The 17,764-nt window shown below is 66.1% G+C and carries 18 protein-coding genes and 1 pseudogene; 9 read left to right on the top strand and 10 right to left on the bottom strand.

All coding sequences use genetic code 11. The features are described from left to right. The first annotated feature begins 156 nt into the window (after nt 1-156). Nucleotides 157-807: a sel1 repeat family protein gene (locus KCG88_RS26690; RefSeq protein ID WP_210713493.1), complete on the top strand. Its 651-nt coding sequence runs from the start codon at nt 157-159 to the stop codon at nt 805-807. 54 nt (nt 808-861) lie between these two features. Here KCG88_RS26690 and KCG88_RS26685 read toward each other — a convergent pair whose 3' ends face one another. Beyond that, nucleotides 862-1,812, bottom strand: a complete 951-nt coding sequence (locus KCG88_RS26685; protein ID WP_047336488.1) for a DMT family transporter — start codon at nt 1,810-1,812, stop codon at nt 862-864. A 111-nt stretch (nt 1,813-1,923) separates the two neighbouring features. Between KCG88_RS26685 and KCG88_RS26680 the strand changes: the two genes are divergently transcribed. Further along, nucleotides 1,924-2,721 carry a helix-turn-helix domain-containing protein gene (locus KCG88_RS26680; protein ID WP_210713492.1) on the top strand — a complete coding sequence of 266 codons (798 nt, stop codon included), beginning with the start codon at nt 1,924-1,926 and terminating at the stop codon, nt 2,719-2,721. A gap of 11 nt (nt 2,722-2,732) precedes the next feature. On the opposite strand, the gene KCG88_RS26675 is transcribed toward KCG88_RS26680, so the two are convergent. The 4 genes from KCG88_RS26675 to KCG88_RS26660 all read right to left on the bottom strand — a co-directional run bounded on the left by KCG88_RS26675 (nt 2,733) and on the right by KCG88_RS26660 (nt 6,826). Then, a complete protein-coding gene (locus KCG88_RS26675; protein WP_011060817.1) occupies nt 2,733-3,530 on the bottom strand; it encodes a transglutaminase family protein in 798 nt (265 codons plus the stop codon). Beyond that, nucleotides 3,527-4,477 (bottom strand): alpha-E domain-containing protein, encoded by a 951-nt coding sequence (locus tag KCG88_RS26670; RefSeq protein ID WP_210713491.1) that lies wholly within the window; start codon nt 4,475-4,477, stop codon nt 3,527-3,529. Before KCG88_RS26670 ends, KCG88_RS26675 begins: the two co-directional genes overlap by 4 nt. Nucleotides 4,478-4,480: 3 nt before the next feature. Continuing rightward, entirely contained in the window at nt 4,481-5,890 is a 1,410-nt protein-coding gene (locus KCG88_RS26665; RefSeq protein ID WP_047286060.1) for a circularly permuted type 2 ATP-grasp protein, read from the bottom strand. A gap of 438 nt (nt 5,891-6,328) precedes the next feature. Then, nucleotides 6,329-6,826 (bottom strand): AAA family ATPase, encoded by a 498-nt coding sequence (locus KCG88_RS26660; protein ID WP_047336485.1) that lies wholly within the window; start codon nt 6,824-6,826, stop codon nt 6,329-6,331. A 279-nt stretch (nt 6,827-7,105) separates the two neighbouring features. On the opposite strand from KCG88_RS26660, the gene KCG88_RS26655 reads away from it, so the two are divergent. Continuing rightward, complete coding sequence (locus KCG88_RS26655) at nt 7,106-10,708, top strand: transporter substrate-binding domain-containing protein (RefSeq protein ID WP_210713490.1); 3,603 nt, start codon at nt 7,106-7,108, stop codon at nt 10,706-10,708. Nucleotides 10,709-10,745: 37 nt separating this feature from the next. Here KCG88_RS26655 and KCG88_RS26650 read toward each other — a convergent pair whose 3' ends face one another. Then, nucleotides 10,746-11,510, bottom strand: a complete 765-nt coding sequence (locus tag KCG88_RS26650; RefSeq protein WP_047286054.1) for a metalloregulator ArsR/SmtB family transcription factor — start codon at nt 11,508-11,510, stop codon at nt 10,746-10,748. 81 nt (nt 11,511-11,591) lie between these two features. On the opposite strand from KCG88_RS26650, the gene KCG88_RS26645 reads away from it, so the two are divergent. The 4 genes and pseudogenes from KCG88_RS26645 to KCG88_RS26630 form a co-directional block, all read left to right on the top strand. Continuing rightward, the gene (locus KCG88_RS26645) at nt 11,592-12,731 is read left to right on the top strand and encodes a cytochrome P450 (RefSeq protein ID WP_210713489.1); all 1,140 of its coding nucleotides are present in this window, start codon (nt 11,592-11,594) and stop codon (nt 12,729-12,731) included. Then, nucleotides 12,728-13,075 (top strand): antibiotic biosynthesis monooxygenase, encoded by a 348-nt coding sequence (locus tag KCG88_RS26640; protein ID WP_047286049.1) that lies wholly within the window; start codon nt 12,728-12,730, stop codon nt 13,073-13,075. Before KCG88_RS26645 ends, KCG88_RS26640 begins: the two co-directional genes overlap by 4 nt. A gap of 93 nt (nt 13,076-13,168) precedes the next feature. Next, complete coding sequence (locus tag KCG88_RS26635) at nt 13,169-13,660, top strand: DUF1543 domain-containing protein (protein ID WP_015635251.1); 492 nt, start codon at nt 13,169-13,171, stop codon at nt 13,658-13,660. 112 nt (nt 13,661-13,772) lie between these two features. Then, a pseudogene (locus tag KCG88_RS26630) lies at nt 13,773-13,904 on the top strand (GNAT family N-acetyltransferase); the annotation flags it as partial. A 13-nt stretch (nt 13,905-13,917) separates the two neighbouring features. On the opposite strand, the gene KCG88_RS26625 reads toward KCG88_RS26630, so the two are convergent. Continuing rightward, complete coding sequence (locus tag KCG88_RS26625; protein WP_047286047.1) at nt 13,918-14,850, bottom strand: LysR substrate-binding domain-containing protein; 933 nt, start codon at nt 14,848-14,850, stop codon at nt 13,918-13,920. 119 nt (nt 14,851-14,969) lie between these two features. Here KCG88_RS26625 and KCG88_RS26620 point away from each other — a divergent pair, with 119 nt between their 5' ends. Beyond that, nucleotides 14,970-15,608: a LysE family translocator gene (locus KCG88_RS26620; RefSeq protein ID WP_210713549.1), complete on the top strand. Its 639-nt coding sequence runs from the start codon at nt 14,970-14,972 to the stop codon at nt 15,606-15,608. On the opposite strand, the gene KCG88_RS26615 is transcribed toward KCG88_RS26620, so the two are convergent. Then, nucleotides 15,569-15,814 carry a hypothetical protein gene (locus KCG88_RS26615; RefSeq protein ID WP_246882841.1) on the bottom strand — a complete coding sequence of 82 codons (246 nt, stop codon included), beginning with the start codon at nt 15,812-15,814 and terminating at the stop codon, nt 15,569-15,571. The two genes, KCG88_RS26620 and KCG88_RS26615, sit on opposite strands and share 40 nt — an antisense overlap. 135 nt (nt 15,815-15,949) lie before the next feature. Between KCG88_RS26615 and KCG88_RS26610 the strand changes: the two genes are divergently transcribed. Further along, nucleotides 15,950-16,972: a sensor domain-containing diguanylate cyclase gene (locus tag KCG88_RS26610; RefSeq protein WP_210713488.1), complete on the top strand. Its 1,023-nt coding sequence runs from the start codon at nt 15,950-15,952 to the stop codon at nt 16,970-16,972. An 8-nt stretch (nt 16,973-16,980) separates the two neighbouring features. On the opposite strand, the gene KCG88_RS26605 is transcribed toward KCG88_RS26610, so the two are convergent. Together KCG88_RS26605 and KCG88_RS26600 are read right to left on the bottom strand one after the other, a co-directional pair. Continuing rightward, nucleotides 16,981-17,403: an NUDIX domain-containing protein gene (locus tag KCG88_RS26605; RefSeq protein WP_210713487.1), complete on the bottom strand. Its 423-nt coding sequence runs from the start codon at nt 17,401-17,403 to the stop codon at nt 16,981-16,983. 22 nt (nt 17,404-17,425) lie between these two features. Next, nucleotides 17,426-17,764, bottom strand: coding sequence for an FKBP-type peptidyl-prolyl cis-trans isomerase (locus KCG88_RS26600; protein WP_047286041.1), 339 nt, complete (start codon nt 17,762-17,764; stop codon nt 17,426-17,428).

Here is a 17,764-nt window from a genome sequence, read left to right as displayed (position 1 = left end):
TTTATATACAGTACAGAGTAAAACCCCGGGACCACAAGAGAGTGGCCGCAGGCAAAATGAAAAAAACCTCTCGCCACCCCACCGGCAGCCTGGAGCTATTGCTGAAAATCCTTAAGATACGCCCGCGCCCATGACCTCTGGAAAGGACTCTGCCCCATGCCTCGTCACTACCGTTTCTGCCTGTTCGGCATGGCCCTGCTGTCGAGCCTTGCCGCCAATGCCGCGCCCACCGACCAGGCACTGATCGACGCCCTGTACGCCAAAGTCCAGGCCCGGCAGGACTGGCAGGCCCAGGCCAGGCAATGCCCCGGCGACAACATGCCGGCCAGGGCCGCGATACGGGCCACGCAGGCCAACCGCTGCGAAACACCGGAGCAGCTGGGGGCCTGCCTGCAGCGCTGCGAAGCCGGCGACGGCAACGATTGCTACTGGCTGGCAACCACCCTGCAACAGGCCAAAGGGCCCGCCGAAGGCTATGAACCGCTGTACCAGCGCGCTTGCAGCCTGGGCCTGGTCTCCGGCTGCACCAACCGCGCCGCCGGCATGCTCACGGCCGACGCCGACAGCCAGGGCACCCGGCACTGTGCAGTGCAGACCTTCAACAAGGCCTGTGAGCTGGATGACCCCTGGGCCTGCACCATGTACGGCTTCCACCTGAGCCGGGGCATAGGCGTAGCGCCCGACGCCGATCTGGCGCTGAAGGTGCTGGATAAATCCTGCAAGCACGGCCCCACCGACCCTGCCTGCAGCGGTGCCCGCCAGTTGCAGGAAGACATTCGCCACGCCCTTGAGGCGGCAAAACGCTGAATCGTCCCCGGGACAGTTTCACTGGCAGGAGCCGACTTGCCCACAACCGGGCTTTCACGAACTGCGCGGCGCCACCGGGGTTTCGCGATTGCGCTTGAAACGCTGGCGCAGCCACTCGTAGCCGCTGACCATGACAATCCCCGCCAGCACCAGCAACGCGCCGAAAATGAAGTTCGGCTCCAGCGGCTCATGCAGCAGCCAGACCCCGAAACCGATGCCGAACAGCGGGGTCATGAACGACAGCACGCCCAACCGCGAGGCCGGGTAGCGGCGCAGCAGGGTGAACCAGATCAGGAAGCTGGCGAACGACACCACCAACACCTGGAAACCCAGGCTGGCGACCACCAACGGGGTGAAATGGATGTTGGTCTGATCGGTCAGCAGCGCCGCCAGCCCGAGCCAGACAAAGGCCCCCAGCAGTTGATACTGCAGGGTCCGGGTGGTGGGGCTAGAGGCCAGCCGCGAGCAGCGCACCACCACGGTGGTGGCGCCCCAGGCGACCCCACCCAGTACCCCGAGAAAATCCCCCAGCAGCACATGGCTGCCACCGCCGTGCCCGGCCGCGGCAGGGCCGCTAAAGGCCACGACTATGCCGCCAAAGGCCACGCCAATACCCAGCCACTGCGCGGGTTTCAACCGCTCGGCCGGCATCAGCCAGTGCAGCCCCAGGGCGGCGAAGATCGGCGCGGTATAGAGAAAGATCGCCATGTGCGAGGCCGTGGTGTAGCGCAGCCCTTCACCCACCAGCAAAAACTCCAGGGCGAACAGCCCGCCCACCAGCAGGCCCGGGCGCCAATGGCCGTCGCCCAGCCCCAGGCGCTCGCCGCGCCAGCACATCAGCAGGCCCACCAGCAGCGCCGCGCCGCCGGAGCGCAGGGCAATCTGCAGCACCGGGGCGATGTCCGACGCAGTGGCCTTGAGCGCCACCTGCTGCAGGCCCCAGATCGCACACAGGCCGACCATCAGGCTGCAGGCGGTGGCATCCAGGGGTTGGCGAGTGGCCATGGCAGATCCTTCATCGAGAAAAAGTGATGAAGGATTGTCCGCCTGACAGTTTTCCTAGATATAGTTTTAATCCGCCAGCCCATAGCACTTATCCGCCAACCGGTGCCCGCCGTGAACAAAGCCGCGCAACAGTTGCACCTGCCGCCTTTCAGCGAAGCCCTGCCGGCACCGATCTTCTTTCGCGCGGCCAACCTGCCGGCCCACGCCACCTACCCGCGCCACCGCCATCCGTGGGGCGAGTTCGTCTATGCCTACAGCGGGGTAATGGAAATCGAACTGGGCGACCACCATTACCTGGCGCCGCCGCAGTACGGCATCTGGCTGCCGCCGAATGTCGAGCACATGGGCTTCAACCGCCACGAAGCCTGCCACTGCTCGCTGTACCTGGCGCCCGAGCGGTGCACCGCCCTGCCCGCCCGGCACTGCGCCCTGAGCCTGAGCCCGCTGGTCCTGGCCCTCCTGGACGACTTGCGCCAGGCGCCACCGGGCCTGCCCCAGAGCGACGAGCAACAGCGCCTGCTGCAGGTGCTGGTGGACAAGCTGGGGCAGGCCTCCTGCGCCGGCAGCTACCTGCCCTCTTCCGACGACCCGCTGCTGGGCCCGGTGCTGCGCACCCTCAAGGCCAACCCCGGCGACCCGCGCTCGCTGCCGCAACTGGCCCATGCCGCCAACACCAGCGAACGCACGCTGATGCGGCGCAGCCAGCGCGAGCTGGGCATGTCACTGGTGGAATGGCGCCAGCGCCTGAAGGTGGTGCAGGCCCTGGCCCTGCTGGAACAGGGACGGACCGTGGAAAGCATCGGCCTGGACCTGGGCTACAGCAGCGCCTCGGCCTTTATCAGCATGTTCCGGCGGATGATGGGCACCACCCCGGATGAATACCGCCGCCAAGCCATGGGCCGCGACTGAGCCCGGCGCGCCTATTGATGCTGGACCTGCATCATGGAACTGACCTGCACCTGAGCGTGCATCTGCTCCGCCCCGCCACCGCGACGCATGCCGCGTACCGGGCAGGCGTCCAGATAATCCAGGCCCACCGCCAGTTTCAGGTGGCGCTCGGGGCGGTCCAGGCGGTTGGTCACGTCGAAGCTGTACCAGCCGTCATCCAGCCAGGCTTCGGCCCAGGCATGGCTGGCCAGGTGGCTCTGATCCTCGGTGCACAGGTAGCCGGACACGTAACGCGCCGGTATGCCCAGGCTGCGGGCGCAGGCCAGGAACGCATGGGTGTGGTCCTGGCAGACGCCGGCGCCGCCGGCAAAGGCTTGCGCGCCGGTGCTGCCGACCCCGGTGGCGCCAGGGCTGTAGGGCATGTGCTCGGCCAGGGCCTGCATCAGCTCGATCAGCGCGGCGCGATCGCGGCGCTCGCCACAATGCTGTCGGGCAAAGTCGCTCAGGGCCGGGTCGGCCTTGCTCAGGTGGCTGCTGCGCAGGAACGGCAGCGGCGACTGGCTGTCGCCCTCCACTTCGCGCAGCGGGTCGATCTGCACTTCGCCGAAAGCGCTGAGGACGATCGCGCCGTGGGGCTCGTCCAGGGTCATGACGTGGAGGATGTTGCCGTAGGGATCGCGCTGGGCACGCACCCGCCGCGGCAGCTCCAGGTGCCATTGGAGGATCTGCTGGCGCAGGCTGTTCTGGGGCGTCAGGCGCAGAAACTGGATGCTGGTGCAGACTTCATCGGTGTAGCTGTAGGTCGTGTCGTGACGAATGGACAGTTTCATACCACCTCCAGATAGGACTCGTGCACGGTTTGCCCCAGGTGGCGGATCTGAGCGATGCAGTCGGTCAGCCACTGGTGCAGCCCGGAGTCGAGAATCTCGTTGATCCCGGTGTAGCGCAGCCGCGCATTCAGCTCGGCGGCCAGGCGCTGTGCCGGGCGGCCGTTGTCCCCCGGCAGCGCAGCGAGGATCTGGTCCAGCTCCTCGACGCAGGCGTGCAGCGAGCGCGGCACATCGGCGCGCAGCAGCAGCATTTCGGACACCTGCTCGGCCCCCGGGGCGTTGCGGTAGATCTCGTTGAACGCCTCGAAGGAGGACAAGGCGCGGAGCAAGGCGCTCCACTGGTAGTAGCCGCGGGCCGAGTCGTCGCTGACCTCCTCGGACTCCTCGCCGAACATTTCATAGCGCGCATCCAGCAGGCGCAGGGTGTTGTCGGCGCGTTCGATAAAGGTTCCCAGGCGGATGAAGCGATAGGCATCGTTGCGCATGATGGTGCCGGCGGTAGCGCCGCGGAACAGGTGCGAACGCTCCTTGACCCACTCGCAGAACTGGCTGATGCCATAGCGCCCCAGGCCGTTGCGGGCGATGTTGCGCATCTCCAGCCAGGTGGCGTTGATGTTTTCCCACATGTCGGCGGTGATCCGCCCGCGCACCGCGTGGGCATTGCTGCGTGCCGCGCGCAGGCAGCAGTAGATGCTGCCCGGGTTGCTCTCGTCGAGGGCGAAGAAATGCAGCATGCGCTCGCTGTTGAGTTTGCCGTGGCGCTGGTGGTAATCGTCCAGGGTGCCGGCGGCCAGCAGCGACATGGCCAGTTCGGCCTGGCCGTCGCCGCGCCCGGCCTGAGGCATCAGCGACAGCGAATAACTGACTTCGAGCATGCGTGCCAAGTTCTCGGCACGCTCCAGGTAGCGGGACATCCAGTACAGATCGGCTGCGGTTCTTGAAAGCATGGTTCAGTCCTCCACCACCCAGGTGTCTTTGGTGCCGCCGCCCTGGGACGAGTTGACCACCAGCGAGCCCTCGCGCAGCGCGACCCGGGTCAGGCCGCCGGGCACCAGGCGGGTTTCCCGACCCGAAAGCACGAACGGCCGCAGGTCGATATGCCGCGGCGCGATGCCGCTTTCGACAAAGGTCGGGCAGGTGGACAGCGACAGGGTCGGCTGGGCGATATAGGCCTCGGGCCGGGCCTTGATCCGTGCACGGAATTCCTCGATCTGCGCCGCCGTGGCCGCCGGCCCCACCAGCATGCCGTAGCCGCCGGAACCCTGGGTTTCCTTGACCACCAACTGCGCCAGGTTGGCCAGTACGTGGGACAGTTCGGCGGGCTTGCGGCACTGCCAGGTGGGCACGTTCTTGAGGATCGGTTCCTCGCTCAGATAGAAGCGGATCATCTCGTCCACATAGGGGTAGATCGACTTGTCGTCGGCCACCCCGGTGCCCACGGCATTGGCCAGCACCACGTTGCCGCAGCGGTAGGCGGCGATCAGCCCGGGCACCCCGAGCATGGAATCGGGGTTGAACGACAGCGGGTCCAGGTAGGCGTCATCCAGGCGTCGGTAGATCACGTCCACCGTCTGGGCACCGGCGGTGGTGCGCATGTACACCCGGTCGTCACGCACGAACAGGTCGGCGCCTTCCACCAGTTCCACGCCCATCTCCCGGGCCAGGAACGCATGTTCGAAATAGGCACTGTTGAAGCGCCCCGGGGTCAGCACCACCACGGTCGGGTTGTCCAGGGGGCTGGAGCTTTTCAGGGTATCGAGCAGCAGGTTCGGGTAATGGTCGATGGGCGCGATGCGCTGGGCGGCGAACAGTTCGGGGAACAGGCGCATCATCATCTTGCGGTCTTCGAGCATGTAGCTGACGCCGCTGGGAGTGCGCAGGTTGTCTTCGAGCACGTAGTAGCTGCCGTCGCCGTCGCGCACCAGATCGACCCCGGCGATATGGGCATAAACGCCGCGGTGCAGGTCCAGGCCCTGCATCGCCACCTGGTAGCCCTCGTTGGCCAGCACCTGTTCGGCGGGGATGATGCCTTCCTTGACAATCCGCTGGCCGTGATAGAGGTCGGCGAGGAACAGGTTCAGCGCCTGCACCCGCTGGATGCAGCCGCGCTCCACGGTGCGCCATTCGCTGGCCTTGATGCTGCGGGGAATGATGTCGAAGGGAATCAGGCGCTCGGTGCCCTGCTCGTCGCCGTACAGGGTGAAGGTGATACCGGCGCGATGGAACAGCAGGTCGGCCTCACGCCGGCGCTGGTCCAAAAGTTCCAGAGGAGTGTCCGCCAGCCAGCGGGCAAAACCCTGGTAGTGAGGCCGGCAGACGCCATCGGCAGCATACATTTCATCAAAGAAAGCGCGGGACATAGCCAACTCCTTGCCGTGACGTGAACGGCTTTTTATTTGAACCCTGTGTGTACGTGACCCGGCTTCGAGCGTGAGGGACCCTGCCCCCTGAAAGAGTGATAGCAATCGCTATGCCGCAAATGCACGATGCGCCGCCCCGGGGCTAGCCCGTGGCAAAAATGACCGCATAGCGACAAATAGATTCAAAAAAGAGACACAAAGAAGGCTGAAGCCCCCCAGCAGCAAAGCCCCAGCAGCGTAGTCGACGCCGCTCGCGGCTTTGCGCGAACAGAATCGGTGCACAAAGCCCCCACGCTGAGGGTTTTGCCCCGTTATCGGGAGTTTTCCGGCCAATGGCGCCCCACAGCACGAGCCCAAGGCGCCACCGCGGGGCCCTGAGCACTGACCGTCAGTGCACCACCGAGGTTCAAAGACTTGGCGCCTCTGCCCCCGGCAACCTCAGGCGCCCGGCAGGCACGCCAGAATCAGGGCCAGGGCCTGCTGCGGTGAGAGCTGCGCGGTGTCCAGGCGCAGCGGCGAGCTCGCCCAGGGCTGATAGTCATGCTCGAGCACCGATTGCCAGCTGGGCGGGCGCAGGCCCGGCACATCCAGCTGGCGGGTCTCGACCCGGCGCCGATGCTCCGCAAGATCGGAGCACACCACCTCGATCTCCAGCAGCCTCACCCCCTGCCTGCTGGCCAGGGCCTGCCAGGCCTGGCGGCTTTCCTGCACCGGATTGACGCAGTCGGCCAGTACCCGGTTGCCCAGGGCCAGGTTGGCCTCGGCCAGTTGCAGGGCAATCTGGTAGCCGGCCTTGCCCACCTGCGCCAGGCCGGCGTCACGCAGGCCCTGTTCGATGCTGTCGATGCGCAGGTAGGTAGCCGCCAGGTGGGGCGCCAGGGTACGGGCGATGGTGGTTTTGCCGGTGCCCGGCAAGCCGCTGAAAACGATGAGCATGCAAGGACCCGCCAACGTTGAAGGACACACAGCTTCACCACTATTGCCGCACCCGTCCAGCCCCAGGCCTGCCATTGACCCTGACCCGGGACGCCCGTCCACCGCCCGACAGCGCACTTGCCCAAGCCCCGGCAACCCAGGAAAATGGGCCGATTTTTTGCGCCCTCCCGTGATCTATACTGACGTCCAGCATTGACGGTAGGCCCTTGTATGGCGGGCCACGCAGCCTGCCACTCCTTCTCGACTCATCCGTGTGCCGTAATTCGTTCAGGAGCCCCGATGCCGCGCTTCATCCTGCCCATGCTGATGTGGCTGACATGCCTCCCGGCGATGGCCAACCCCGCGTTCTCCTTGCAACTGCTCAACTATGAATCTCCCCACCGCCAACAACTGCCCTTGAGCGGCGACGATTGGCAATGGCTGCGCAACAAGCGTGAGCTGGTTCTGGGTACCTCGCAGCAAAACCTGCCGCCGCTGGAAATGGTCAACGAAGCCAAGGAGTACGAAGGCATCACCGCCGACTATGCCGGCCTGCTGGGCGATGCCCTGGGCGTGAGGATCAGCGTCCGCGCCTATGACACTCGCGAGCAGGTGTTCAGTGCCCTGGCCAAGGGCGAGATCGACTTCGTGGGCAGCGTCACCCAGAGCGAGGCCGAGCAACGTCAACTGTTGCGCAGCCAGATCTATCAGGCCACTCGCCCGACACTGGTCGCTCGCCTGGGGGATTCACCGTCGCTGAAAAACGGTTTGCAGGGGTACCGGCTGGCCATCTCCCTGGACAGTATCAGCCTGCCCGTGGCCCAGGCCATGTACCCCAAGGCCCGGATCGAAAGCTACGCCAGTGCCGATGCGGCCATGGCCGCGGTAGCCTTCGGCGATGCCGACATGCTGCTTGGCGACGCGGTGCTGGCGCAGTTTCTGATCTCGCGCAACTACAGCGACTACCTGCGGATCATCTACAGCGGCCCGGCCAGCAGCAGCGGCCTCACCTTTGCGGTGGCCCCGGACAACCAACGCTTGCAGCATCTGCTCGACCACGCGCTGCAAGCGGTCCACCAGGAGCAAGGCACCAGCATCCGCAATCGCTGGGGCGACCGCCTGCTGCTGAGCATGGAGAAGACCAGCCTGACGGTGGAGGAGCAGCGCTGGATCGAAAACAACCCGGTGGTGCGCATTGGTATTCACCGCTACCTGCCACCGATGTCCTACTTCGACGCCAACGGCAACTACCTGGGCATTACCGCCGACCTGCTGACCATGCTGGAGGCCAAGACCGGGCTGAGCTTCGACATCACGGCGCTGCCCAGCTTCAAGGACCTCAACGAGGCCGTGCGCAACGGCCAGGTGCAGATGGTTGCCGACCGGGCGCGCACCCCAGAGCGCGAAACCTACCTGCAATTCACCCGGCCCTACCTGGTCGGGCCCTACATGCTGGTCACCCGCGACGCCGCCGATGCGCCGAAAAGCCTCGAAGACATGGCCGGCAAGACCCTGCTGATCGGCAGCGGTCATGCCCTGGTGTCGCAGCTGCACCAGCGCTATCCGCAGATCCGCATCAAAGAGGTGCAGACCAACTTCGAAGCCCTGTCGCTGCTGCGCGACCACAAGGCAGACGGCGCCGTGCAGGCGGAAATCGCCGTCAGCTTCAACCTGCCGCGCATCAAGGAGGACCAGCTCAAGGTCAGGTCAGCCCTCAACCTGCCGTTGCTCAACGAATCCTTTGCCGTGCGCCGTGACCAGCTGGAACTGTTCAGCATCATCGACAAATCCCTGCGCAGCATCTCACCCGACGCCATCACCGAGCTCAACAATCGCTGGCGCTCCAAGGCCGCGGTGGCCCCACCCTCCTGGCGCGACTACCGCACCACCTTTTACCTGGCCGGTGCCGGTTCGATACTGCTGTTACTGATCTCCCTGGCCTGGGGCTACGCCATGCGCCGCCAGGTTCGCCAGCGCGAACAGGCCGAACACGCCCTCAACGATCAGTTGCGCTTCATGGACGCGCTGATCAATGGCACGCCCAACCCGATCTACGTGCGCGACCTGAAGCGGCGCCTGGTGATCTGCAACGACAGCTACCTGAAGACCATGGGTGCCGATCGCCAGAGCATGCTGGGTACCGATCTGGAACAATTGACGGTCCCCGAAGCCGAGCAGTTCGCCAAGGATTTCCAAAGCATCTTCGACGGTGGCCCGCCCCTGCTGATCGACCGCACGGTGCATATCCGCGGCCAGGAGATGCGGATCTACCACTGGATGCTGCCCTATCGAAATGCCGAGGGCGAAATCCAGGGCATCATCGGCGGCTGGCTGGACATCAGCGAACGCCAGCAACTGCTGCAAGAGGTGACCCAGGCCAAGGACGAGGCAGACAAGGCCAACCGGGCCAAGACCACTTTCCTGGCCACCATGAGCCATGAGATCCGCACGCCCATGAGCGCGGTACTGGGCATGCTCGAACTGGCGCTCAAGCGCGCCGAGCAGGGCCAGTTCGACCGGCCCTCGATCGAGGTGGCCTACAGTTCGGCGCAAACCCTGCTGGAGCTGATCGGCGATATCCTCGACATTGCCCGGATCGAGAGCGGCCACCTGAGCCTGAGCCCGGAGCGGGCCAACCTGCGCGGGCTGGTGGAGCCGGTGTTCCGGGTCTTCGACGGCCTGGCCCGGCAAAAGGGCCTGCGCCTGGAGCTGGAGCTGGACAGCCACGCCGGTGACGACGTGCTGGTGGATCCACTGCGCTTCAAGCAGATCCTCTCCAACCTGATCAGCAACGCCATCAAGTTCACCCAGCAAGGCGGTGTCCAGGTGCGCCTGGCGACCGGGCCCAGCGAACCGGAGTACCTGGCGTTGCTACTGACGGTCAAGGACAGCGGCATCGGCATCGCCGACGACGACCTGCAACAGCTGTTCAAGCCCTTCAGCCAGGTACTCGGGCAGCATCAGGATGCCCGTTCCGGCACCGGCCTGGGGCTGGTGATCTGTCGCACCCTGTGCGAAATGATGGGCGGCACCCTGACCCTGCACAGCCAGCCAGGGCACGGCACAGAGGTACGGGTGCAACTGCGCCTGAGCCGCCTGCCCGCCCTGGAGCAGGCCCCCACCGTGCTCCCGCCGGCAGCGCCAACGGTCGCCACGCGCCAGGCACTGCACATCCTGGTGGTGGATGACAGCCAGGCCAACCGGCTGTTGCTCTGCGAGCAGTTGAAGTACCTGGGCTATTCGTTGAGCCAGGCGAGCAATGGCGCCGAAGCGTTCAAGATCTGGCAAGAGGAGCCCTTCGACCTGGTCATCACCGACTGCAACATGCCGGTCATGAGCGGCTATCAACTGGCCCAGCATATTCGCGCAAGCGAACGCGAGCAGCAGAGCCCGCCCGTGCACATCCTCGGCTTTACCGCCAATGTCCAGACCGAAGAGGAACAGCGCTGCCGCGATGCCGGAATGAACGGCTGCCTGTTCAAGCCCATCGCCCTGCCCGACCTCGACCTGCGCCTGCGATCCCTGACCGCCCTGCCCCGCGCGCAAGCGCAGCCCCCCCGCGAGCGCTATGACATCCAGCAGCTCGACGACCTCACCAATGGCGACCCCAAGGTCATCCAGCGAGTACTGCGCGGCTTGCACCAGAGCAACCAGCAGGACTTGATACTCATCCGCGAACAGCTGGCCAGCGAGACCGACCAGGGAGTTGCCGACCTGGCCCACCGGATTCGCGGCGCGGCGCAAATCATCAAGGCACAGGTGCTGATCCAGGAATGCGAGTACCTGGAGCAAGCCTGCCTGCAGGGGGCCGCCAGCACCGAGATCAAGGCCGCACTGGCTCGCCTGGAGCAGGCCATGCTGGAGCTTGATCGCGACCTGCTCGATGCCCTGCAGCCCGAATGAGGAACGGCCCAGGTCCTCGAGCAAGAGCGTGCGGGCTTCAGCCGCCGAGGCGTTGCAACTCAATGACCGCCGAGGACGACAGCGGCCGGGCCGGCTGGATCAGGGCCATGCCAAAGCGCTTGCTGATGTAGCGACCACCGGTGCCGGTCAGGCTCAGGGCGCGGCTGTCCAGGTCCTGGATCAGCCATTTGCGCTCCAGCAAGGCCTGCAACAGCGCCGCCCCCAGGGCGCCCCCCAAGTGCGGACGGCGCATGCTCCAGTCCAGGCACGGGCAGGCAAAGCGTCGACGCAAGGCCTTGAGCCCGGCCACCTCGATCCCCAGGCTGCGGAAAAACTCTTCGCCGCTGTCGCTGACCCGGTAGGCCTCACCCTCCTCGCCCTCCTCGGCCGCCAGCAGCCAGCCGGCCTCGAACATCCGGTCGTGCAACTGCACCCCCAGGGTGCCCGCCAGGTGGTCGTAGCAGGTGCGGGCGAACTGCAGGCGGTCCGGGGTGCGCGGGGTGAAGCTGGGCGTGCGGCCCTGGCCGATCACCATCAGCGCCTCCAGGGCCTGGGCCACCAGCGGGTCGCCGAGGCAGTAATAACGGTGCCGGCCCTGGACCTGCACCCGCAATAGCCCCGCCTCCTTGAGCTTGGCCAGATGGGCACTGGCGGTAGAAGTGCTGACCTCGGCAATCGCCGCCAGCTCGGTGCTGGTGCGTGCGTGGCCGTCCATCAGCGCACAGAGCATGCGGGTGCGCGCCGGCTCGGCGATCGCCGCCGCCACTTGGGATACCCCTACGTCGTTCTGCACTACATTCATATTTCGCTCCATGACGAATCGTGTCTTCGAAAGGGTCAGGATAGTAGCAGCCTGGATATTTGCAGAACAAAGAGATAAATCATGGACGCGATCAGCGCTGCTACCCACTCAGACCCGTACTTCTACTACACCCGCCTGCGCGCCAGGGGCGGCCTGACCTACGATTGCGCCCTGCGGCTATGGGTCGCCAGCAGCGCCGCGGCGGTGGCCGCGGTGCTCGACCACCCGGCCTGCCAGGTGCGCCCCAGTACCGAGCCGGTCCCCCAGGCAATTGCCGGAAGGCCGGCCGGGCAGCTGTTCGGCCGCCTGATGCGGATGAACGACGGCCCCCGCCAGCGTTGCCCGCGTGCGGCCATCGAACCGGCCTTGCAGGGCCTCTGTACCGCCGGGCTGGCGACCCATCTGGCCCGGTGGCAACCGGCCCTTGTGGCTCCGGCCAGCGCCGCCGACCTGCAACGCTGGCAGTTCGTACTGCCGGTGGCGCTGCTGGCCAGCCTGCTTGGCGTCCCCGTCGGACAGTGCGAAACACTCGCCCGGCGCACCGGGGAATTCGTCGCCTGCTTCTCGCCCCTGAGCGATCAGCCCCGGTTGCAGGCCGCCGACCGGGCAGCGCTGGAGCTGGACGCGCAAATGCAGGCCCTGGTGCAGGCCCCGCGACACAGCCCGCTGCTGCGGCAGATTCTCGACCGCAGTGGTGAGCTTGCTCCAGCGGACCTGCGGGCCAATCTGGCGGGCCTGCTGGCGCAGACCCATGACGCCTGCGCCGGCCTGGTCGGCAACAGCCTGGTCGCCCTGCTGGCTGCACCGGCCATGCAGCAGCGCCTGCGCCAGGAACCGGGCCTGCTGGGCGAATGGCTGCTGGAGCGCCAGCGCCTGGACCCGCCGGTGCAGAACACCCGCCGCTTCGTCACCACGCCCTGCACCGTGCACGGTGTGGAACTGCAAGCCGGCGAAACCATTCTGGTGCTGCTGGCTGCGGCCAACCAGGACCCGGCGCTGGCCGCCGTTACCGGCGGCGATCCGGCGCATCAGGGCTTCAGCTTCGGCGCCGGAGCCCACCGCTGCCCTGGCCGGGAGCTGGCCCTGGGCATAGTCCAAGGCCTGTTGCACGCCCTGCTGCAGGGCCCCGGCCTGGATGCGCTGACCCTGGACTGGCAGTACCAGGCCTCGGTCAACGGGCGTATTCCGCTGTTCAGCGACCGCAGGGAGGCTGAACAATGATTGCGGTGATCTTTGAAGTGCTGCCAGCTTCGGGCCAGCGCGACGCCTACCTGGAGCTGGCGGCCGGGCTGAAAAACCAGCTGGGGGAGATCGACGGGTTCATCTCCATCGAACGCTTCCAGAGCCTGGCCCAGCCGGAAAAACTGCTGTCCCTGTCGTTCTGGCGTGACGAACAGGCCGTGGCCCAGTGGCGCAACCTGGAATGCCACCGCCAGGCACAAGCCCGGGGCCGCGGTGAGGTATTTGCCGACTACCGGCTGCGGGTGGCGACGGTGCTGCGCGACTATGGACTGCAAGAGCGTTGCCAGGCCCCTGCGGACAGCCGTCGGTTGCATGGCCGCTGAAACCGTCGACCTTGGCCCGGCGCCCGGCTTGAGGTAAAACGTGCGCCCAGGTGGCGGCACACGCCACCACCTAGCCCGGAACAAGGAGCCTGCATGCTGTTTGTGGTGATGCTGGGGGGCAAGCACCCCAGAGCGAAAATCGAAGTCCATGATGTGCAGTTCGTGGTCGCCGACAGCCTCGAAGCGGCCTACCCGCAACTGCGCGAAGGCTGGTTCGGCAGCCCGGCGGGGTTGCACATCGACTCATGGATGCGGGTGGACGGTATCGAAGACTACAGGCTCGAACTCAGCGCCCTGGCCCCGGCGGCGGATGCGCCGCGCCTGTACTTCATCAACCTGGGCGGCTATGAAGCAGCGACCTTCGGCGAAGCCCACCGTTACCTGCTGGTGGTGGCCCGGGACAAGGCGCAGGCCAAGGCCAAAGGCAAGCAGCAGATGCTTGCCCACTGGCACAAATCCCACACCGATGCCCTGCTGGACGTCGACGACTGCCTGCCCATCGACCTGGCCGACGGCCGCTACGTGCACCTGGTGAAGGGCCCTCACCAGGGCATCGTGCAGCACAACGACTACATCATCCTGTAGCAGCCGGCTGGCCGGCCAGTGAAGCGCGCAGGCCGGCCATGCTGGCGTTTTGCTTCAGGGCGCAGAAGCCATGCCGCTATGCATGCCCAACGCACAGCAAGACGACACCCAGCGCCTGACCGTCAACGAACACAATGCCCGGGCGATCCGTTTCTACCAGCGCAACGGCTTTGTGAGGGTCGGCGAAACCCTGTTCCCCTGCGGCGCCGGCCTGCACCGCGACTGGGTCATGCTGCGCCGTTGAGGCGGCCCCGCCATCAGCCGGCGCCAGGCATCAGGTCACCCAGTTCGAGGTCATCGATGGATACCACTTGCTCCAGCAGAAAGGCGCGCAGGCCGTCGATCTGTTCCCGGCGCGGGCTGTCCCGCAGCCACACCAGGTAATAGCCGTCCCCCGAGGCCAGCGCACGGGGAAACGGCAGGCTGACCAGGCCCTGGCGGATGTCCTCGGCCACCAGGTACAGGTCGGCGATGGACAGCCCGTGGCCACGCATGGCCGCGCAGATCGCCTGGTCCAGGGTGTCGAAGACGTTGCCCCGGTCCAGCCGTACCTGCCCCAGCAAGCCCTGGGCCTGCAGCCAGCGCCGCCAATCGCGGCGGTCCGCCGAAGGGTGGATCAGTGGCGCCTCCCTGAGCCGTTCCAGGGTCCAGGGCGGCGCATCCACGGCCTCCGGAGGGCCGATGGGAATCAGCCACTCATCGAACAGCTTGCAGGCCTCGACCCCGGCGCCGAACTGCCCGTTGCCCAGCAGAATCGCGCAGTCATAGGGCTCGGCATGAAAATCCACATGATCGAAATCCATCCACACGCTGGCCAGTTGCACCGCCAGCGACGGCTGCTGGTGCTTGAGCTGGTCCAGGGCCCGCAACAGCCAACGCATGGTCAGGGTCGAAGGGGCCTTGAGGCGTAGTTGGCCACTGCCGCTGCGCAGCGGCAGGCAGGCGTCCTCGATGATCCGGAACCCTGCCTTGAGCTCCCGGGCCAGGCGCTGCCCGACGTCAGTGAGTACCAATCTGGGGCCGTGGCGCTCGAACAGGCGGCAGCCGAACTGGCTTTCCAGGGTGCGGATATGCCGGCTGATGGCGCTTTGGGTCAGGGACAGCTCCTCTGCGGCCCGGGTGAAGGAGCTGGAACGGGCCGCCACTTCAAAGGCGCGCAAGGCATAGAGCGGCGGCAGGGACTCGACCATCGGCAAGCACTCAGCATGATTAAAAATCATAGTAGGTCACAGCTTTTTGCGTTTTTCAACGCAGGCTCAAGCCTTCAGGCTAGGGCCTTTGCCAATGATCGAGGAGTTGCCGGGTGGATGTGAACATGTCGTTATTGCTGGCCTATACCCTGAGCGTGGTGATGCTGGTGGCGACCCCGGGGCCGGTGGTGGCGCTGATCGTCAGCACCAGCATGAACGCCGGCCCGCGCCAGGCGCTGCTGACCGCCCTGGGCACCAACGCGGCGTCGTTGCTGCTGGCCCTGCTGGCGGTGCTGATGCTCTCCGGCGGGCTGGCCCTGGACCCACGGCTGATCCACTGGATCAGCGTGCTGGGCTGCTGCTTCATTGCCTGGCTGGCCGTGCAGGGGTTGCGCGAGGCGGCCACCCAACCCGCTGCACAAGCCCCGGGAAAAAACCTGGCCGGGCGTGGCAGGGGCCTGGCCACCGGCTTTGTGGTGGGCATCGGCAACCCCAAGGACATCATCTTCTTTGCCTCGTTCTTCCCCCAGTTCATCCAGGTCGGCCGTACCTTCGAACACAGCGCAGTGCTGCTGACCCTGGTCTGGGTACTGATCGACCTGGCGGTGCTGGGGGCCTATATCCTGGTGGCGCGCCAGGGCTTCTCGCTGAAGTACAAACGCCTGGTGACGGGGGGGTCGAGCCTGGTGCTGCTGGCAGTGGCCGTGGTGGGGCTGGCCTATTCGCTGCTGGAACTGTACCGCCCGGGCACCACCTGAGGCGCCCGGCTGCAGACGCTGCGCCATTCCAGGGTCTGGTGCGACAGCCCCGGCAGCGTGGCCAGGCACGCACGGTCTCGGCACTGAGCGAGGCCCGGGCCACCACACTGACAATCGCCGCCCGCGCCTTGCAGCGATGTGCGGATCTGCCCGGCCACCGGCTCATCGCTGGCATCGAGCAGCACCACGGCGCCGGACTTGATCAAGGCAGTCCGGTCATTCGCACAAACGCCCTGCCCGGCAGGCGAAAAAAGCTGCGGGGCAACCGATGCGGTGGATTAACATAGCCAAGTGCCACTCTCCCCCTCAGGACCCTGCCTTTCCATGTTGTCCAGTCTCCGATGATTGCCGTCTGGTCCCTGCTGTGCGTGATCTTCCTGCTGGTGCTGCTGGCGCTGTGGCTATGGCGCCGTGAACGCCGGGCCCAGGCCCGGTTGCAGGTCTATCGACGGCTCGCCGAAGGTCGGCCCGACGACGCCGAACGGTTCAAGCGCAGCCAGTATTTTGCGCGGATCGGCACCTGGGACTGGGAGGTCGATACCCAGCGCCTGTACTGGTCGGAGGCAATCTACGGCATGTTCGGCTTCCAGGTTGGCCAGGTAGTGCCCTCCTACGAGCTGTTCTGTTCCTGCGTGCACCCCGAGGACCGGGAACGGGTCCGCGCCGGCGAGCTGCGCTGCCTGGAGACCGGCGAGAACCATGATGAGGAGTACCGCGTGGTGTGGCCCGATGGCAGCGTCCACTGGCTGCGGGAAACCGGCAATGTGGTGAAGAACGTGCACGACGCCACCATCAAGATGATGGGTGTGGTGCGCGACATCACCGACGAAAAGGTCTCCACCAGCCAGTTGCAGCAACTGGCTCATTTCGACCGGCTGACCGGGCTGCCCAACCGGTTGATGCTCGAACAGCGCCTGTCCCGGGCCCTGGAACAGGCCCGTCACGACCAGACCCGGGTGGCCCTGGTGTTCGTCGACCTCAATGGCTTCAAGGCGATCAACGACCAGTACGGCCATGCCGCCGGGGACCAGGTGCTGAGCGCTACCGCCCAGCGTCTGCAAGGCATCCTGCGGGCCAGCGACACCGTGGCGCGTATCGGCGGCGACGAATTCGTGGTGATTCTCGAAGGCCTGGCCCCGGGGCTCGACCTGGCCGAAGAGGCCCGGCGCATCGGCGAGCAGATCTTCAGCCAGCTGTCGCCGCCGGTGGAAGTGGACAGCCATCGCCACAGCATCGGCAGCAGCCTGGGAGTGGCGATGTTTCCCGACCATGGCGGGCGCATGGACCAGTTGCTGCACGTCGCCGACCAGGCGATGTACGAGGCCAAGCGCAGCGGCAACAACCAGTATCGCCTCGGACAATAAGCCGCTGCCTAGGCCCCGGCGCCTTCGCCCAGCAGGCGTTGGCGCAGGAATCCCAGGGCGCCCTGGAACAGCGGGTGCCATTGCTCCGACGGCAGGCTGGCCAGAGGCTGCCAGAAAAACTCGAACCGATGGCCACCGTCATCCGCGGTGAAATGGCTCCAGCTCTGCGGCAACGGCGCTGGCACCCGGCATTCATGGAAGGCCCACACCTGGCCGCAGAAGCCCGAATGCCAGAGCCCCAGGAAACCGCTTTCCCCGGCCAGGACACCGGCCTCTTCCGCCAGCTCGCGAACGGCTGCAGCGGCCGTGGACTCCCCCGCCTCCACCGTGCCCTTGACCAGTTGCAGGCCGGCCAGTGGGTGGCGGAAAGCCAGGATCTCCAACTCGGCGGAATGGCGCAGCACCACCGGGCAGGCTTTATTGGCACGCATCGGCCCCTCGCTCCTCAAGCCTTCAATCGTCCCGGGTCAGCACTTCCAGCAACTCGATCTCGAAGATCAGGTTGGAATGGGGCGGGATGGCGCCCATGGAACGCTCGCCATAACCCAGGTGCGCCGGCACCAGCAGCTTGCGCTTGCCGCCCACCTGCATGCCCATCAAGCCCTGGTCCCAGCCCTTGATCACCCGACCGGTGCCGATCACGCACTGGAACGGCTTGCCTCGATCATAGGAGGAGTCGAAGCTGCTGCCGTCCTCCAGAAAGCCCCGGTACTGGGTGGTGATCAAGGCGCCCTTGACCACAGCCTTGCCGTCGCCCGGCTGGATATCGATGACCTGCAATTCGTCGCTCAT

Source organism: Pseudomonas sp. MWU349, assembly GCF_017947325.1.
Lineage (GTDB): Bacteria > Pseudomonadota > Gammaproteobacteria > Pseudomonadales > Pseudomonadaceae > Aquipseudomonas > Aquipseudomonas protegens.
The sequence above is the reverse complement of the archived record's forward strand: the minus strand, read 5'-3'. Positions and strand labels throughout refer to the sequence as shown.

What these genes read in the sequence shown, in the direction of transcription:
- KCG88_RS26650 (WP_047286054.1), bottom strand. Translation starts at nt 11,510, where the DNA reads ATGAATGTAGTGCAGAACGACGTAGGGGTATCCCAAGTGGCGGCGGCG.
- KCG88_RS26600 (WP_047286041.1), bottom strand. Translation starts at nt 17,764, where the DNA reads ATGAGCGACGAATTGCAGGTCATCGATATCCAGCCGGGCGACGGCAAG.
- KCG88_RS26690 (WP_210713493.1), top strand. Translation starts at nt 157, where the DNA reads ATGCCTCGTCACTACCGTTTCTGCCTGTTCGGCATGGCCCTGCTGTCG.
- KCG88_RS26625 (WP_047286047.1), bottom strand. Translation starts at nt 14,850, where the DNA reads ATGGTCGAGTCCCTGCCGCCGCTCTATGCCTTGCGCGCCTTTGAAGTG.
- KCG88_RS26655 (WP_210713490.1), top strand. Translation starts at nt 7,106, where the DNA reads ATGCCGCGCTTCATCCTGCCCATGCTGATGTGGCTGACATGCCTCCCG.
- KCG88_RS26665 (WP_047286060.1), bottom strand. Translation starts at nt 5,890, where the DNA reads ATGTCCCGCGCTTTCTTTGATGAAATGTATGCTGCCGATGGCGTCTGC.
- KCG88_RS26685 (WP_047336488.1), bottom strand. Translation starts at nt 1,812, where the DNA reads ATGGCCACTCGCCAACCCCTGGATGCCACCGCCTGCAGCCTGATGGTC.
- KCG88_RS26670 (WP_210713491.1), bottom strand. Translation starts at nt 4,477, where the DNA reads ATGCTTTCAAGAACCGCAGCCGATCTGTACTGGATGTCCCGCTACCTG.
- KCG88_RS26645 (WP_210713489.1), top strand. Translation starts at nt 11,592, where the DNA reads ATGGACGCGATCAGCGCTGCTACCCACTCAGACCCGTACTTCTACTAC.
- KCG88_RS26640 (WP_047286049.1), top strand. Translation starts at nt 12,728, where the DNA reads ATGATTGCGGTGATCTTTGAAGTGCTGCCAGCTTCGGGCCAGCGCGAC.
- KCG88_RS26675 (WP_011060817.1), bottom strand. Translation starts at nt 3,530, where the DNA reads ATGAAACTGTCCATTCGTCACGACACGACCTACAGCTACACCGATGAA.
- KCG88_RS26610 (WP_210713488.1), top strand. Translation starts at nt 15,950, where the DNA reads ATGATTGCCGTCTGGTCCCTGCTGTGCGTGATCTTCCTGCTGGTGCTG.
- KCG88_RS26660 (WP_047336485.1), bottom strand. Translation starts at nt 6,826, where the DNA reads ATGCTCATCGTTTTCAGCGGCTTGCCGGGCACCGGCAAAACCACCATC.
- KCG88_RS26605 (WP_210713487.1), bottom strand. Translation starts at nt 17,403, where the DNA reads ATGCGTGCCAATAAAGCCTGCCCGGTGGTGCTGCGCCATTCCGCCGAG.
- KCG88_RS26635 (WP_015635251.1), top strand. Translation starts at nt 13,169, where the DNA reads ATGCTGTTTGTGGTGATGCTGGGGGGCAAGCACCCCAGAGCGAAAATC.